Genomic DNA, 15,958 nt, shown 5'->3' on the forward strand with positions numbered 1-15,958 from the left:
TCCCCCACCGCTTTCCCGTGCTCAGAAGCGGTAGCGCAGCGAGCCGATCACCTGGCGCCCCTGTTCGCGATAGAAGCAGCCGTTGTTGCAAAGGGCATCGCGCTTGTCGAACAGGTTGTTGACGTTGACCTGCGCGCGCACGCCTTCGAGGCGCTGGTCCGCCGCGCCGAAGTCGTAGGAGGCCGACGCGTCGATGAGGATGCGTGCGTTGTTCTCGGGCTGCGTGTTGGCGTCGTTCCCCTCGGTAGTGCCGAGGAAACGCGCGCCCAGGCCCAGGCCCAGCCCGTCGAGCGGACCGGACACCGCCTCGTAGTTCCCCCAGAGCGAGAACTGGTGGCGCGGAATGCCGGTCACGATGTTGCCCGCGTTGTCGCCTTCGAGGAACGTGAGATCGAGATAGGTGTAGGAGGCGACCAAGCTGAGGCCGTCGACGATCGAGGCGGTGGCCTGGACCTCGAAGCCCTCCGATTGCACCTTGCCGGACTGGACCTTGAAGTTGACGTTGTTCGCATCCTGTCCGAGCAGGCCCGACTGCCGGATGCGGAACAGCGCGGCATCCACCGTGAGGGGCAGCCCTGCGGGAGCGTACTTCACGCCGACTTCCGTCTGCTTGCCTTCCGTCGGATCGAACGGCAGGCCCGCCGCGGACAGACCGGACGTCGGCGCGAACGAGGTGGAGTAACTGACGTAAGGCGTGAGCCCGTTGTCGAACAGGTAGGACAGGCCAACGCGGCCCGAGAAGTTCTCGTCGCTCTGGTCCGTGGACGACGCGGGCACGAGGTTGTTGCGGGAGTCCGTATCGAGCCAGTCGTAACGGCCGCCGACGGTGAGGACGAACTTCCGGTACTCGATCTGGTCCTGGAGGTAGAGGCCGGTCTGCTCCAGCCCGGACTCGACGTCGTAGGCGAACGGACCGTCGGGTCCGGCAATCGACTGCGCGCCGTAGTTCAGGGTGGCCACGTCGAGATCGGGCGCCGATCCGAAGCGGTAACGCAGCCGCGTATCGGACTGTGCGTAGTCCAGTCCACCCAGGATGGTGTGCGCCACCGGGCCCGTGTCGACGTTCAACTGGACTTGGTTGTCGACCGCGAACCCGTCGCCCTCGTCGAGGATCTGCCCCGTGGACCGCAGGACCTTGCGCCCGTCGGCGCTCAAGGCGTCCGCTCCGACATAGGTCGTATCGACCTCGCCGCGCTGGTAGCGCAGATTCTGCCGAACCGACACGGTCTCGTTGAAGCGATGCTCGGCCTCGTAACCGATACGGCCTTGGCTGTTGTCGAAGGGGCGCAGCGCCGGGTCGCCCTGCTCGATGCCGGTGGGCAGCGCAAAGCCGGTGACCGGATCGGTGACGGACAGGAAGCCGCGGGCGCCGCCGGTCGTGACGTCGGAGAACTCGCCGAGGATCGTCACATGCGTGTTGCGGTCGTCGGAGCGCACGGTCAGCGCCGGGGCGATCACGTCGCGGTCGTCGCGGGCGCCCACATACTCGGTTCCCGCCGACCGCTTCAGGCCGGTGATGCGGTAGAGGACGTTGTCGTTGCCCGCGAGGGGGCCGGATGCGTCGAAGGCCACCTGGGCACGGTTGTGCGAGCCGATCTGCATCTCGATCTCGCGGAACGGCACATCGGTCGGCCGCTTGGTGACGAGGTTGACGATGCCGCCGGGCGCGGACGAGCCGTAGAGCACAGAACTCGGACCCTTCAGGATCGTCACGCCCTCCAGCCCGTACGGCTCGTTGCGATACACGGAGAACACGCCGCCGAGGCTGCGCAGGCCGTCTCGGTAGTAGCCCGTGTCGGCGACGTTGAAACCGCGAATGTACAGCGTGTCGAACGAGGGGTCGAAGCCGAAGGCGCCCGCCCGAACGCCGGCCGTGTAGCGGGCGGCCTCGACCAGCGTCTGGACCTTGCGATCCTCGAGTTCCTTCTCGGACACGACGGCGACGCTTTGGGGCACCTTGCGCAGATCCGTGTCGGTCTTGGTGCCGACGCGGGCCTCCGTTCCGACATATCCCTCCGTGCGCAGCCCGCCTTCGCCGCTCGAGCCGGCTGCCTCGCCGCCGGCACCGGCCGCGCCCTCCACCACCACGGTGTCCAGGGTGATGGAGTCCTGGGCAAGGGCCGGCATGCCGACGCACAGGGACAGCAACGAGGCACCCAGGAGACCACGACGAGACGCGAAGACGAACGAACTGGAGGGCATGTTTTGAGATTCCGAAGGTTCAGGAAGGCAACCGTCTGTCGGCCTATGAAATATTGACAATCGGAGTCAACATTCCGCCTTTCCAAAACCACAATTCAGCCGTCGTCCGCCTTCTCCTGCCGGTGGATATCGGGCGAGTGCAGCAGAAAGGACACGGGTTTTGAAGTATAGCCAGACAACGTTCCACTCCGCCGGGCTCGCCCAAACCCGCTTCGTGGACCTGGAGAGCGAACGGGGTGGGGAGCCTTGGCGCGTCTTCGTTCACCTCCCGCTCGGCGAGGCGCCGGCGGGCGGATGGCCGCTTCTCGTCATGACCGACGGCAATGCGATGATCGCGACGGCGGTCGATGCGCTGCGCGTCCAGTCGAGCTATCCGGCCGGCACCAATGTCGGACCGGGCGTCATCGCGGCGATCGGCTATCCGACCGAGGACGCCTACGACCCGCTGCGCCGTTCCTTCGACCTGTCGCCCCCGCCAGGGCGTTCGTACCCGCCGTTCTCCGAAGGGGGGCCGCAGGTCCTCACCGGGGGCGCGACGCGGTTTCTCGATTTCGTCGAAGGCGAGGCGCTTCCCTTTCTGGACGGTCTCGTGCCGATCGATCCGTCGCGCCGTACCCTGTTCGGCCATTCGTTCGGCGGCCTCTTCGCCCTGCACGCCCTGTTCTCCGGCTGCCGGGCCTTCTCGCGCTTCGTGGCGGCCAGCCCGACCATCTACTGGGAGGACGCGGGGCTTCTGGACAGCGAACGGCGTTTCGTGGCCGCGTCCCGAAACGGGGAGCTCGCGATCCACCTTTCGGCAGGCGAGCACGAGGGCGCCACGCTCGCGCCGTTCCAGTATGGCCGCGACGATACCGAGAAACGCCTCTCCAACGCGCGCACGGCCCGAACGCTCGAGTTGACGCGGGAAATGGCCGAACGGCTCTCGGCGCTGCCCCACGCCCGCGTGTCGTTCGAGGTCTATCCGGGCGAGACCCACATGACGATGCTGCCGATCGCCGTGTCGAGAGCGGTGCGAACGGCGTTCCAGGTCCACGTCGCCTGAGCGGGCGTCCCGAGCCGCGTGCTATCCGGGCGCCTCGGGTGCGCAACGCTCCGTAGGCGCAGAATCAGGTGCCGTGTCGGCTGACGATTTCCGCGCCGGCGATCGCAAGCGGCCGTGGCGGAACACCAGCCGCCGCGCCTCCGTTCGGTACGGCCTCCGTTGCCGGAGCGACGATGTCGACCGTCAATCTTTCGGCTGGAGGCGGGGATCGACGGCTCCGTCGCGGGGAAGGGATGCCACGAGCTCGCGCCATACCGGCGGTTCCGGCCGGTCGCGCGCCCGCTCGCCGAAGAACTGGGCAACCAAGCCGCGCCGGACATCGTAGAGTTCGACCGACGTCAGAAGGCCGTCCCTGGTCGGCTTGCGCACCTCGAAGGCCTCCGCGACGAGGTCCTCGCGCAGATGCAGGTCGAAGCCCGGATCGAGGACGTTGATCCAAGGGCCCATCGCCTTGATCGTCGTCACCCGGCCGGTGAAGATCTGGATGCAGCCGCGGTTGCCGACGAAGCACATGATCGGGATGCCGCCGGCGCCGGCCGCGTGGAGGAGCGCCGTGGCGGCACCGGGCGCGAGCGGTCGGACATGGGCCCCGTCCATCGCATCCAGGGAACCGCGTCGATCCAGACCATGGCGGCGCAGCATCGGCACGAACTCGTGGACGTCGCGCATGGCGGCGAAATCTTCGCGGAAGGCTTTGGGATCGCCGGGTTCCGCCGGAGGCGTCGTCGGATAGGGGCAGACGGTGAGCGGGGACGCGGGTTTGCCGGCGAACCGGGTGCGGATCGCCTCGAACGCCGTGACGTCGGAGCCGGCGCGCAGATGCACCTTGATCACCGCGTCACCCGCCGCGTCGAAGACCTGTAGCGATCGGCGCGGGCCCTTTTCGTCCGGGATATCCACGGCGAAGACGCTGGCCCAATGCGCGAGGAAGAGCCTCAGGTCGAGCGGCGGATGGAGGACGAGACCCGTCGCGCCATCGAGATGGATCGACCCGAAGCGGCCGACGACCTCGTGGACCGCCACCTCGTTGCGCGTCAGCGACATGATCTCGCCGAGTGTCGGCAGGGCCTCGACGACCGCCCGGATGTCGGGTCGCAGGCGCACTACCTCCGGTCCGTCGTGCCGGTCGAGTAGTTCCGCCTCCGAGAGGCCGAGCTCGCGCGCGAGGTCCCGCGGGCGCTTCGCCGAGGCATGGAAGGGAAGGGGCGGTGTGTTCGGGGTCTCGAGAGTGTCCATCCGGGTTCCGTCGATCAGGCCGCGGTCTGTGGCAGAATGAAGGGGATGCCGGCCGCCGGAAGGGCGCCGACGCGCAAGGGAAGGCCGAAGGCGCGCTCGATCAGCGCATCGGTCAGGACTTCGGCCGGCGACCCGTCGCCGATGACGCGACCGTCCGCGAGCACGAGGATGCGGTCGGCGAAGCCGGCGGCGAGGTTGAGATCGTGCAGGACGGCCAGGACGCCGCCGCCCTGGTCGGCGAACTCGCGGGCGATGCGCAGCACGGCGATCTGGTGACGGATGTCGAGCGAGGAGATCGGCTCGTCCAGGAACAGGAAGTGCGGCTGGCCGTTCTCGACGGGTTCGCCGATCTGGCAGAGGACGCGGGCCAGATGCACCCTCTGCTGCTCGCCGCCCGAAAGCTCCTGGTAGGTGCGGCCGGAGAACCCGGCGAGGTCGACGCGCGCGAGCGCCGCGACGATCGCGTCCCGCCCGTCCGCCCGCCCTCCGGCTTCGAGGCCGAGACGCACGATTTCGGCGACGGTGAAGGGGAACGCCAGGGCGGAGGATTGCGGCAGCACCGCCCGCCTGCGCGCGAGCGCACGGGGCGGGACGGCGCCGAGCGGCTCCGCGTCGAGGCGCACGCGACCGGTCTGCGGCGCGATCTCGCCCGTCATCACCTTGAGGAGCGTCGACTTTCCCGCGCCGTTCGGCCCGACGACGACCGTGAACGTACCGGACGCGATGGCGAGCGACGTCGGATGCAGCGCGGTGCGGGCGCGATAGCCGACCGCGGCGTCTTCGAGCGTGATCATGGATCAGAAGTCCTCGACGCTCCGGCGATGCAGCAGGATCCAGAGGAAGACCGGTGCGCCGATCGCCGCCGTCAGGATGCCGATCGGCAGTTCCGCCGGCGCGACGACGAGCCTCGCGATCATGTCGGCGCACAGGAGCAGGCACGCTCCGGCCAGCGCCGAGGCCGGCAGAAGGTGGCGGTGGTCGGGCCCGAGCCACAGGCGAAGCAGGTGCGGCACCACGATGCCGACGAACCCGATCGTCCCGGACACGGCGACGGCGGCCCCCGTGGCCAGCGCCACGATCACGATGGTCACGCGCTTCAGGAGTTGAACCCGGATGCCGAGGTGAAACGCCTCCGCCTCGCCGAGCACGATTCCGTTGAGACCGCGAGCCACGAAGGGGGCGAAGGCGAGGGCGGCGACCATCATCGGGCCGGCGGCGGCGAGTTTGGTCCAGTTGGCGCCGCCAAGACCGCCGAGGCTCCAGAAGGTGAGGTCGCGAAGCTGCGCGTCGTTGCTGACATAGACGAGAAAGCCCGTGCCGGCGGCCGCCAGCGCGCCGAGCGCGATCCCGGCGAGCAGCATCAGCGCCATGGAGGATCGTCCCGCCAACGTGCCGATGCGATAGATCAGGAGCGTGGCGACGAGCCCGCCGCCGAACGCGCCGAGGGGAAGGGCGTAGATGCCGGCCAGCGCGTGGTAGGGGGCGAGCAGGCCGCCGGACAGGACGATGGTCGCCACCGCCGCGAAGGCCGCACCCGACGAGACGCCGACCAGGCCCGGATCGGCCAGCGGGTTGCGGAAGAGCCCCTGCATCATCGCGCCGACCGCCGCGAGCGAGGCGCCCACCAGCGCACCGAGGATCACGCGCGGCAGGCGGATCTGCCAGACGATCAGGGTGTCGGCGAGCGAAGCGACGTCGCCGTGCGGTCCGGCCAGGAGGATCCGCGTCACGCCGAACGGACGGAGCATGGCGGGACCGACGCCGAGTGCGAGAACCGCGGTCGCGATCGTCAGCACGACGAGGCCGATCAGGGCGAGCCTCGCCCGCGACGCCCGGTCGCCGGGAAGCGCTGTGCCTCGGGTCGTGCGCAGCGCGTCAGCGACCATCGGGACCGGCCTTCGCGAGGTGGAGCTCGGGGTAGAGGCGGGCCGCGAGATCGCGTACCGCGCCGGGCGTGCGCGGGCCGAAGCCGAGGAGATGCATCGCGTCCATGCGGATGACGGCTCCCGCGCGGCCGGCGGGCGTTGCGGCGATCGCAGGGATCGCGAGCGGATCGACATCGGGAGAGCCGGCGCGCGTCACCATCAGGATCGCATCCGGCTGGAGGGCCGCGAGCGCCTCCGTCGACAGCGTCTTGTAGCCTTCGACCCCGTCGAACACGTTCTCGGCGCCTGCGAGCCGAATGACCGCGTCGGCCCCCGTGCCCCTGCCGGCGGCGTTCGGCCGGCCGTCCACCAGCGAGAGGATGAAGAGCACCCTCTTCCGGGATGCCACCGAGGCGAGCCGTGCTTCCAGATCGGCAAGATCGGTGCGGATGGACGCGGCCATCGCCGCCCCTTCCGGCCCCTTGCCGACGGCGTCCGCGACGAGGCGGACCTTCCGTTCGAGCTCGTCGACCGTATGCCCCGTCGGCACGTGCGTGACGGCGACGCCGGCCGCATCGAGAAGTTCTACGGCGGGCTTCGGTCCCGCGCCTTCGTCGAGCAGGATCAGGTCGGGCGAGAGCGACAAGACCCCCTCGGCCGAGAGCTGGCGCATGTAGCCGACATTGGGTTTTCGGGCGAGTGCCTCGGGCGGATAGACGCTCGTCGTGTCCACCGCCGTGATGCGCTCGTCCTCGCCCAGCGCATAGAGGATTTCCGTGATCGCCCCGCCGATCGAGACGATGCGCTGGGGTTCGGCTGCCGCGGCGACGGCGGATGTCGCAAGGACGAGGCAGGCGGCGAGGACGGCGGCGATCGGATGCATGGGCGGGGCATCTCCATGGCGGCCGGGCTCGGGGAGCACGGCGGCTCGGCGTGACGAGGCCTGCGTCTCGCAGGAGTGGCCTTCTCGTCAAGCGAGGATGCCAGTATTCCGTCAGAAAAATCAAATATAGAACGGTTACAATCTAGATAGGTTCTATATTGTAATGCCTAAAAATGATAAATATTTGGATACAATCAAGTTGACTCGTCAGTATATGGGAAATTATGGGTCGATCGAGGACGGGGTCCGCTGACCGAATTACTGAAACGATTCCAGGAAGACGCGAAGCTCCTTCGGCCTCGCGTGAGGGGCATGACGATGCGTCGGTTGATCGAGGCGATGACGATGGGGGTCGCGCTGGGCGCGCTTCTGGCGACGGGGGCGGGTGCCCAGACGGCGACGATGGAGGACGGCGTCGTCCTCGATCCCGTCGTGGTCGAGGGAGCGGCCGACGGCGCCTCGGGGGCCGCCGGCACGGTCACGACCACCCGCACCACCCGCACGGCGATCGACGACAAGCTGATCGATTCGATCGAGGATCTCGGTCGCACGCAGGAGGCTGGCGTCACCTTCAATCGCCAGACCAACAGCATCAACATCCGGGGGCTCGAGGGCCCGCGCGTCCTCACCACGATTGACGGCATCCGCGTGCCCTATCTCAACGACGTCACGCGCGGTGCCGAGGGCGGCGCGAACGCGTTCGACTTCTCCTCGCTCTCCTCGCTGGATCTGACGCGCGGCACCGACCCGCTCCTGGGCTCGGGTGCGCTCGGCGGCGTTCTCGCCCTGCGCACGCTCGATCCCGAAGACCTGCTCCTCGGCGGGCGCCGGGTCGGCGTCCTGACCAAGAACGGCTACGATTCCACCGACCGGAGCTGGTTCACCGCCAATGCCGCCGCCATGCGCGTCGGCGATACCAGCATGCTGATCCAGGGCGGCTATCGCGGCGGGCATGAAATCGACGGTCAGGGCGACCTCGATGCCTACGGCGCGGCCCGCACTGCGGCCAACCCGCTCGACTACGACCAGTACAACCTCCTCGCCAAGGTCCACCAGGCCGCCGGCGAGGGGCACCGGTTCGGCATCACCGGCGAAATCTTCAGCCGCGACGAGGACATCGACACGCGCACATCGCAGGGGACGGGCGCGAGGGACAACTATCGTCCCGGCGATCACGTCTCCGGCGAGACGATCGATCGGGAACGGGTCTCGCTGAACTACGACTACGCGTCGCCCGAACCCGGGTCCGCGCTCGTCGACGAGGCGTCGGGGGTGCTCTACTACCAGAAGGTCGAGCGCCATTCGACGATCGACGCCTATCGCTCGGTCTCGGTGATCGGTCCCTACGGGCGAGACAACCGTTTCGAGGAACAGTCGGTCGGCTTCACCGGCTTTGCCGCGCGCACCGTCCTGACGGGCGAGATCAGCCACAAGCTGACGGTGGGCACGGAGTTGCGCAGCGCGACCACGACGCAGTACTCCGCCGGCTACGACAACTGCCAGCGGCCCTATACCGGCGCATTCGCCGCCTGCAACAATCTTCACACCAACCAGGCCGACACGCCCGAGGTCGACAGCGGCGCCGTCGGTCTCTTCGCGGAGGATCGGATCGGGCTACCCGGCGGACGGTTCCGCCTGACGCCCGGCCTGCGCTTCGACTGGTACGAGGAGGCGCCTCAGCTTACCGACGACTATGCGCGCAGCGCCGCCTATCCCGGCTCGCTGCCGCCATCCTCGAGCGATACGGCCCTCTCGCCCAAGCTCCTGGCCGAATACGATCTCCTGCCCGGCCTCACGGCCTACGGTCAGTGGTCGATGGGCTTCCGCGCGCCGACGGCAGGCGAACTCTACTCGCGCTTCGGAGCGGTCGGCACCTACCTGCGCGAGGGCAACCCGAACCTCGAGGCGGAGACCAGCAACGGTTTCGACCTCGGCCTGACGCTCGAGCGCGAGGCCTTCAGCGCGCGGATCAACGTCTTCCACACCGACTACGAGAACTTCATCGACGTCGTGCAGCGCAGCCCGTCCTGCTTCGTCGACCGCGCGAACTGCAACACGCTCTATCCGCAGGGCGGCGTCTCCAGTTACCGCAACATTCCGGATGCGCGCATCTCGGGCGTCGAGTTCGGCGGCGCCGTCCGCTTCGCCGATTTCTGGACGGCTCGCGGCTCGCTGTCCTACATCGACGGGCGCAACCGCACCGACGACGTCTATCTCGACTCGATCTCGCCGCTGACGGCCATCGTCGGCCTCGGCTACGATCGTCAGGAGTGGGGCGGCGAGGTCAGCGCCAAGCTCGCGTCGCGCCGCCACAAGGTGGACCAGGGCTTCCAATCCCCCGGCTACGGTGTCGTCGACGTCACCGCCTGGTACGCGCCCGAACAGGTGCAGGGGCTGAAGGTGACGGGCGGCATCTTCAACGTCTTCGACGAGACCTACTACGACGCCGTCAACGTGCCGCTCAGCCCGTCGCAGCCGGCGATCTACTACTCGGAGCCGGGCCGCACGTTCAAGGCGAACGTGACGTATCAGTTCTGACGAGGCTTCGGCTGCCGGGCGGACGGGCCCCGCGCCCAACCGCCCGGCGCATCGCCGGCGTTTCGCCCGCCCATGCGGACGAGAGGGTGCCGGCTGCGGGATCCTGAACCCGTGGGGATCGCGGCTTCGGCACGTTCGACCCGACGAAGCGGAAGCGGACCGGGCGCCTCCGCGGCATTCCGTGCCATCCCCGTCGCTCCCGCGTCGGCGCGGCATCGTCGCGTCGGACGGGTAGCGCGACCGTCGATCGCATCTCCGATGCCGCCCAAGTCCCGAACAGGCTCGGTCGGAACCCCGCCACACGTTCATCCGCCCGCTGGCTCGTGTCCGACGATTGACCTGAGCGAGGGGGAAAGGCCGACCGAGGTCTTGGCGATCGGTTTGCAGTGGCGCACGGCCGAGAACGGGCCCGGGGCGATGCGCACAAGGGCGAGCGCCTGCGCGACTGCGGCGCTGATCGGATCCACGACGATCGCCGGCACCTCCGGCGCGATCTCCTGTGCCAGTCCGGCAAGCGGGGCGCCGCCGAGAATGACGACGTCGGCGCCATCCTCCTCCACCGCCCGACGAGCCAGCGCGCAGAGTTCCGCCCTCAGCGTCTCCTTTACGCCGTTGACGTCCAGCGGATGGTCGTGCGGCGTCCGCACGCCGGCGCTTCGGTCGATCAGGCCGCTGTCCCGCACGCAGTCGAGATACCAGCGGCGCATGACCGGCGAAAAGGTGACGATGGAGAACCGGTCCCCGAGCATGGCCGCGCTCATGATCGCCGCGTCGGCCATGCCGACGACCGGCAGGTCGAAGAGTTCGCGCGCGCCCCGCAGTCCCGGGTCTCCGAAGGCCGCCATGATCACCGCATCCGCGCCGTCGAGATTGTCGGCGATCATCTCCAGCGCGATGCCGCCGGCGATCTGCGACTCGGCCCGGCTCGCGATGTAGGGGAAGCCGCGATCGGCGGTGAGGCCCACGATCTCATGCTCCGGCCCCGCGACCTTCGCGGCGATCGCCACCATGGTATCGGTCATCGCCCGGGTCATGTTCGGATTGACGAGTAGCAGGCGCATCAGGAAACCTTGTCGGATCGGACTGCGGAGGTTGCGTTCGAGACGGCCAGCAGGGCTTCTATCGTCGCTGCGGCGTCGAGGAGGGACCGGTCGTGGCCGAGGCCGGCTCCGATCTGCAGGCCGATCGGCAGCCCCTCGCTCGTGTGGCCGCACGGTATCGAGATCGCCGGAAGGCCCGCATGATTGAACTGCGGCGTGAAGGCGGCATGGTCGCGCGGCGCCGCCGGTCGGCCGCCGATCGTCTCCGGGCCGAGCCGGGCGGACAGCCACGCGGCGCAGGGCGTGGTGGCGGACAGGATCAGGTCGTGCCCGGCCAGGAAGGCGCGGAGCGTGTCGCGGACCGCGCGCGATGCTTCGAGCGCACGGGCGACGTCCGGTGCCGCGAGGCGGAGGCCGGTCTCGATCTGCGCGCCGATGTCGGGATCGAAGAGGTCGGGGTCGTCGCGGAAGCGCTGTCCGTACAGTGCGGCGAGACCGGCGAACTGGAGCGCCATCAGGTCGGTGGGCGCGGTGCCTTCCGGCCAGCGCGGCGCGTCGGCGACCACGGTCCAGCCGTCGTCGCGAAGGCGGTCCGCGGCCGCTTCGATCGCTTGCGCGACGTCGACGTCGATCGCGGCATCGAGGCCGAGGGTCGGGGCGAGCGCGATCCGGCACTGTCGCGGCTCCGGAACGGATGGCCTGAGAAGGCCGGCATGGGGGCCCACCGCGAGAACGTCGAACATCGCGCGGATGTCGCCGACGTCCCCGGCGATGGGCGCGAGGGCGGAGATGTTCCACGATGGTTCCGGATAGCCGGGACCGTACGGGATCACGTCCTGCGTCGGTTTGAAACCGACGATGCCCGTATGGGCGGGGGGGCGCCGGCTCGATCCGCCGGCATCGGTGCCGAGCCCGAGCGGCGCCATCGCGGCCGCGACGGCGACGCTCGGGCCGCCGGACGAGCCGCCCGGCGTGAGCGCCGGCTCGATCGGATGGTTCGTCACGCCGTGCAGCGGCGAAGCGGTGACCCCCTTGCAGGCGAATTCCGAGCACGTCCCGATCGCAAGGATCACCGCGCCGGCTTTCCGGAGCAGGCGGACGGCCTCGGCGTCGCATGGCGGCTCCACGCCTTCGAAGAGGCGGGAGCCCTGCGTGACGGGGCGGCCCTCGACCCAGATGTTGTCCTTGACGACCACCGGCACGCCGGCGAGCGGCAGCCTTTCGTCGCCGGCGATGCGGCGGTCCACCTCGCTCGCCTCGGCAAGCGCACGGTCGGCGTCGAAATGCGCGAGCGCGTTGAGGCGCGGCTCCAACGCCTCGACACGGCGGATGGCGCCCTCGACGGTTTCCACCGCGCTCGCGCGCCGCGCGCCAACTGCCGCAGCGATCTGCCGTGCTGTCTGTCGCGGCGTCATCGGGGCGAGGCCGCCGTCGCATCGCGCCAGGCGCGTGCGATCTCCGCACGGGTGGCGAACCACACGCCGCGTTCCGCAGCCATGATCCGCAGGAGGTTCTCGAGCCCGGCAATGCGTCCCGGGCGGCCGATCAGGCGCAGATGGAGGCCGACCGACAGCATGCGCGCCTCGTGTTCCGCCTCCCGAAGCAGACGCCGGAAGGCACCGGCGACATAGGTGGTGAAGTCGTCCGCCTGCACGAAGCCGCCGCCAGGCGAAAAGCGCATGTCGTTCGTGTCGAAGGCATAGGGAAGAACGACATGCGCTCGTCCCCCGACGTCCTCGATGCGCGGCTGGTCGTCGTCGTAGCAGTCGGAATCGTAGAGGAAGCCGCCATGGGCGACCAGCAGCTCGCGCGTGCGCGCGGAGGGCGCCGAGCGCGTGTGCCAGCCGACCGGCGCGACGCCCGCCGCCGTCTCGATGGCGGCATGCGTCCGGGCGATGATCGCGGCCTCGACGTCCGGCCGCATCTGCGCGTGCCGTTCCCAACGCCAGCCGTGGCAGGAAATTTCGTGGCCGCGCGAGGCGGCGTCGGCGATCAGCCAAGGCAGCCGCTCGGCCGCCCGCCCGCAGGTCGAGAACGTCGCGCGGACGCCGTGCTTCGCGAATGCGGCGACGATCCGGCGATAGCCTCGACGCGGACCGTAGGCGAAGTGGCTTTCCATGCAGAGATCGGGCCCGGTCTCCACCGCCTCGCGGATCTCGTAGACGCTTTCGTTGCGCTCGTCGCCGTCGCCGATGGAGAGTTCGGCGCCCTCCTCCACGTTGACGACGAAGGAAACGGCGAGGCGTCTTCCATCCGGCCAGGGCGGCGCGATCGGATCCCTCGCCCAGTCGCCGCGCAGGTCGCGGCGGTCGTGTCCATCGGGCCGCCGGCTCATCCCTGGATCATCCGGTTGAGACCGACGGTCCTGGCGCCGACGGCGAGGACGACGACTGCGAGGAGGATCAGGCCGGTCGAGATCGCGGCGATCGACGGGTCCGGTTGTTCTTCCAGATATTGCAGCATCCGGATCGGCAGCGTGCGGTTCCGCGCATCCGTCAGGAAGATCGAGATCGGATAATTGTCCATCGAGGCGAGGAAACCGAAGAGGCCGCCCGTGAGATAGGCCGGCGCGAGGTTCGGAATCAGCACCTTCGCGATCGATCGGGGATAGCTCATGCCGAGCGTGCGCGCCGCGTCGATCATCGAGAAGTCGAAGCTGCCCATCGCGGCCAGCAGCGTTCGCATCACGAACGGCAAGGTGACGACGATATGGGCCACGAGAAGGCTCCAGTAGGCGTCGCGCAGTCCGATCTCGCGGAAGAACTGCAGCATGGCGACGCCGAGGACGAGGCCCGGCATCATCAGCGGCGAGACGACGAAGGTGCCCACGACCTGCCGTCCAGGAAACTGGCCGCGCGCCACCGCGATCGCCGCGGCGGTGCCGAGCACGAGACTGATCATCGTCGAGATCACCGCGAGGTTGAGCGACAGATAGACCGCGTCGGCGAGGCCGGCGCGTCGCGTCAGCGCCTCGTACCAGCGGAAGGACCAGTCGGGCGGCGGCAGCGTGTAGACCGGCGATGCCGAGAAGGAGACCACGACGGTGATCACGATCGGCAGCAGCAGGAAGACCGCCACCCCGATGCCGACCCCCAGCGACAGTCGCGAGAAGAACGTGTCGGTACGGGTCATTCCTTGGCTCCGAGGCGTGCGGCCAGCCAGCTGGAGCCGAGAACCACCATGATGGCGACGATCAGCAGGACGGCGGAGATGGTCGAGCCGAGCTGCTCGTTCCGGAGATACAGGAAGGAGCGCGCGATCATCATCGGCATGGTCTGCTGCGTCTCGCCGACGATGAGGCTCGGGATCACGTACATCGAGATCGACAGCGAGAACACGAACGCCGCACCGGCGACGACGCCCGGCAGGGTCAGCGGCAGGCTGACGTGGAAGAAGCGGAAGAAGGGGCTGGCGCCGAGGCTCGCCGCAGCGTGCTGGAGCGCGTCGTCCTGCTGCCGCAAGACCGCGTAGATCGGCAGCACCATGAACGGCAGGAAGACGTTGGCCGCACCGATCACGAGAGCGGTCTCGGTGAACAGCATGCGGATCGGCGCGTCGATCAGGCCGATCGCCTGCATCGCCTGGTTGAGGGCTCCGTTGGTGCGGAACAGGATCGACCAGGCGAAGGCCTTCACCACGACGCCGAGCGACATGGGCAGCACCATCGCGACGAGGAAGAAGGTGAGCCATGGGCCGGATGCGCGGTTCATGGCGATCGCGGTCGGATAGGCGAGCAGAAGCGACAGGAGCGTCGTCAGGAACGCGACGCGCAGCGTGCGCCAGAGCACTTCCCTGTTGTAGGGATCGGCGAAGAAGTCGGCGTAGGACGCGAGCGACATCGCGCCGTCCGTGTCGCGGAAGCTCTGGAGAAGCAGAAGCATGAGCGGCAGGGCGTAGATCAGGGCGAGATAGACGAGGCTCGGCGCCGCCAGCAGCGCGATCCTGTCGATCGGCACGCGGACCGACTGCGGCGGCGTGCCGGAGGGAGCGTCGCGTAGGATGGTCACGCTGCCGCTCCGTAGGCGAGCGTGTCCTCGATCGCCCAGTCGAGGACGATCCTCTGGCCCCGGACATATTGCGACTGGATGCCCGCCAGTTCGCAGACCAGCCGCTCGCTCCCCTCGGAACGGCCGTGCAGCATCGTCTTGGACCCGAGGATCATCACGTCCTCCAACGTCACCTCGATCCGGTTGCGACCGGACGGTTCCCGCGGGACGTCCGACGCCCGGTAGGCGCGCACGAGTTCCGGCCGAACGCCGACGATCGCCGGCTCGCCGTCCTCGAGCCTCGCGGCCGTGCGAACGATGCCGTGCGCGGTCTCCACGGCCACATGGTCGTCGCCCGTCCTTGCGGCCCTGCCGTGCAGGCGGAGCGACAGGCCGACGAAATCCATCACGAAGGGCGTTTCCGGTCTCGCATAGAGGGTCGACGGGCTTGCGAACTGCTCGATCCGCCCGGCATTCATCACCGCGATCCGGTCGGAGACGCTGAGCGCCTCCTCCTGGTCGTGGGTGACGAAGATCGCGGTCGTGCCGCTGTCCCGCAGGAGAGACTTCAGTTCGACCTGCATGGTTTCGCGCAGTTTCCGGTCCAGCGCGGAAAACGGCTCGTCCAGAAGAAGGAGGTCCGGCTTGACCACGAGGGCGCGGGCGACGGCGATGCGCTGCTGCTGACCGCCGGAAAGGCCGGCGATCGGCTTGTCGGCATAGGTCTCCATCCGCACCAGCTTCAGCGCGTCGCGAACGGGCCCTTCGGCCTCGGCCCGCGTTCGGCCGCGTGCCTTCAGTCCGAAGGCGACGTTCTCCGCGACGCTCAGGTGCGGAAAGAGCGCGTAGTTCTGGAAGACGACGGAGACGTTGCGCTTGTGGGCCGGTAGATCGGTGATGTTGCGCGAGCCGAGGACGACGTCGCCTTCATCGGCGACGACGAGACCGGCGATGATGCGCAGGAGCGTGGTCTTGCCGCAACCGGACGGGCCGAGAAGGGAGACGAGCTCCCCCTTCCTCATGCGGAAGTTCATCCCGTCCATGACGGTGGCGCCGCGGAAGGACTTGCGCACCGCCACCACTTCCAGATAGCGCGCGTCCTTGGATGTTTCTTCCCTGTACGGAATGGCGTCTTCGACGCCCTGTGCCGTGACGGTGCGCATCGT

13 protein-coding genes are annotated in these 15,958 nt (G+C 68.8%); 2 read left to right on the forward strand and 11 right to left on the reverse strand.

The features are described from left to right. Positions 1 to 21: 21 nt before the first annotated feature. The gene (locus tag D3218_RS17495) at positions 22 to 2,202 is read right to left on the reverse strand and encodes a TonB-dependent siderophore receptor (RefSeq protein WP_119541372.1); all 2,181 of its coding nucleotides are present in this window, start codon (positions 2,200 to 2,202) and stop codon (positions 22 to 24) included. Between the two features lie 160 nt (positions 2,203 to 2,362). On the opposite strand from D3218_RS17495, the gene D3218_RS17500 reads away from it, so the two are divergent. Next, positions 2,363 to 3,244 (forward strand): alpha/beta hydrolase, encoded by an 882-nt coding sequence (locus D3218_RS17500; protein ID WP_168990587.1) that lies wholly within the window; start codon positions 2,363 to 2,365, stop codon positions 3,242 to 3,244. Positions 3,245 to 3,427: 183 nt separating this feature from the next. Here the strand turns inward: D3218_RS17500 and D3218_RS17505 are convergent, their stop codons facing one another. Genes D3218_RS17505 through D3218_RS17520 form a run of 4 tightly spaced genes read right to left on the reverse strand, consistent with a single transcriptional unit; the run spans position 3,428 to position 7,228 of the window. Further along, positions 3,428 to 4,480, reverse strand: a complete 1,053-nt coding sequence (locus D3218_RS17505; RefSeq protein WP_119541374.1) for a hemin-degrading factor — start codon at positions 4,478 to 4,480, stop codon at positions 3,428 to 3,430. A gap of 14 nt (positions 4,481 to 4,494) precedes the next feature. Then, on the reverse strand, positions 4,495 to 5,274 hold the full coding sequence (locus tag D3218_RS17510) for a heme ABC transporter ATP-binding protein (RefSeq protein WP_119541375.1): 780 nt from the start codon (positions 5,272 to 5,274) through the stop codon (positions 4,495 to 4,497). Between the two features lie 3 nt (positions 5,275 to 5,277). Beyond that, a complete protein-coding gene (locus D3218_RS17515) occupies positions 5,278 to 6,366 on the reverse strand; it encodes a FecCD family ABC transporter permease (RefSeq protein WP_119541376.1) in 1,089 nt (362 codons plus the stop codon). Beyond that, a complete protein-coding gene (locus D3218_RS17520; protein WP_119541377.1) occupies positions 6,356 to 7,228 on the reverse strand; it encodes a heme/hemin ABC transporter substrate-binding protein in 873 nt (290 codons plus the stop codon). The genes D3218_RS17515 and D3218_RS17520 overlap by 11 nt, the downstream gene beginning before the upstream one ends. 318 nt (positions 7,229 to 7,546) lie before the next feature. Between D3218_RS17520 and D3218_RS17525 the strand changes: the two genes are divergently transcribed. Further along, entirely contained in the window at positions 7,547 to 9,766 is a 2,220-nt protein-coding gene (locus D3218_RS17525) for a TonB-dependent hemoglobin/transferrin/lactoferrin family receptor (RefSeq protein WP_136625133.1), read from the forward strand. 305 nt (positions 9,767 to 10,071) lie between these two features. On the opposite strand, the gene D3218_RS17530 is transcribed toward D3218_RS17525, so the two are convergent. Genes D3218_RS17530 through D3218_RS17555 form a run of 6 tightly spaced genes read right to left on the reverse strand, consistent with a single transcriptional unit; the run spans position 10,072 to position 15,955 of the window. After that, positions 10,072 to 10,827, reverse strand: a complete 756-nt coding sequence (locus D3218_RS17530; protein ID WP_119541379.1) for an aspartate/glutamate racemase family protein — start codon at positions 10,825 to 10,827, stop codon at positions 10,072 to 10,074. Next, a complete protein-coding gene (locus D3218_RS17535) occupies positions 10,827 to 12,158 on the reverse strand; it encodes an amidase (RefSeq protein ID WP_342635122.1) in 1,332 nt (443 codons plus the stop codon). Before D3218_RS17535 ends, D3218_RS17530 begins: the two co-directional genes overlap by 1 nt. A 59-nt stretch (positions 12,159 to 12,217) precedes the next feature. After that, entirely contained in the window at positions 12,218 to 13,141 is a 924-nt protein-coding gene (locus tag D3218_RS17540) for a polysaccharide deacetylase family protein (RefSeq protein ID WP_119541380.1), read from the reverse strand. Continuing rightward, a complete protein-coding gene (locus D3218_RS17545) occupies positions 13,138 to 13,938 on the reverse strand; it encodes an ABC transporter permease (protein WP_119541381.1) in 801 nt (266 codons plus the stop codon). The genes D3218_RS17540 and D3218_RS17545 overlap by 4 nt, the downstream gene beginning before the upstream one ends. Next, the gene (locus D3218_RS17550) at positions 13,935 to 14,813 is read right to left on the reverse strand and encodes an ABC transporter permease (protein WP_210209702.1); all 879 of its coding nucleotides are present in this window, start codon (positions 14,811 to 14,813) and stop codon (positions 13,935 to 13,937) included. Before D3218_RS17550 ends, D3218_RS17545 begins: the two co-directional genes overlap by 4 nt. Then, positions 14,810 to 15,955, reverse strand: a complete 1,146-nt coding sequence (locus D3218_RS17555) for an ABC transporter ATP-binding protein (RefSeq protein WP_119541382.1) — start codon at positions 15,953 to 15,955, stop codon at positions 14,810 to 14,812. The genes D3218_RS17550 and D3218_RS17555 overlap by 4 nt, the downstream gene beginning before the upstream one ends. Between the last annotated feature and the right edge of the window lie 3 nt (positions 15,956 to 15,958).

The organism is Aureimonas flava (assembly GCF_003583935.1).
Lineage (GTDB): Bacteria > Pseudomonadota > Alphaproteobacteria > Rhizobiales > Rhizobiaceae > Aureimonas > Aureimonas flava.

Bases quoted from the DNA above. Each gene is read 5' to 3' on its own strand.
- D3218_RS17495 (WP_119541372.1), bottom strand. From the start codon at position 2,202: ATGCCCTCCAGTTCGTTCGTCTTCGCGTCTCGTCGTGGTCTCCTGGGT.
- D3218_RS17505 (WP_119541374.1), bottom strand. From the start codon at position 4,480: ATGGACACTCTCGAGACCCCGAACACACCGCCCCTTCCCTTCCATGCC.
- D3218_RS17510 (WP_119541375.1), bottom strand. From the start codon at position 5,274: ATGATCACGCTCGAAGACGCCGCGGTCGGCTATCGCGCCCGCACCGCG.
- D3218_RS17515 (WP_119541376.1), bottom strand. From the start codon at position 6,366: ATGGTCGCTGACGCGCTGCGCACGACCCGAGGCACAGCGCTTCCCGGC.
- D3218_RS17520 (WP_119541377.1), bottom strand. From the start codon at position 7,228: ATGCATCCGATCGCCGCCGTCCTCGCCGCCTGCCTCGTCCTTGCGACA.
- D3218_RS17525 (WP_136625133.1), top strand. From the start codon at position 7,547: ATGCGTCGGTTGATCGAGGCGATGACGATGGGGGTCGCGCTGGGCGCG.
- D3218_RS17530 (WP_119541379.1), bottom strand. From the start codon at position 10,827: ATGCGCCTGCTACTCGTCAATCCGAACATGACCCGGGCGATGACCGAT.
- D3218_RS17540 (WP_119541380.1), bottom strand. From the start codon at position 13,141: ATGAGCCGGCGGCCCGATGGACACGACCGCCGCGACCTGCGCGGCGAC.
- D3218_RS17545 (WP_119541381.1), bottom strand. From the start codon at position 13,938: ATGACCCGTACCGACACGTTCTTCTCGCGACTGTCGCTGGGGGTCGGC.
- D3218_RS17555 (WP_119541382.1), bottom strand. From the start codon at position 15,955: ATGCGCACCGTCACGGCACAGGGCGTCGAAGACGCCATTCCGTACAGG.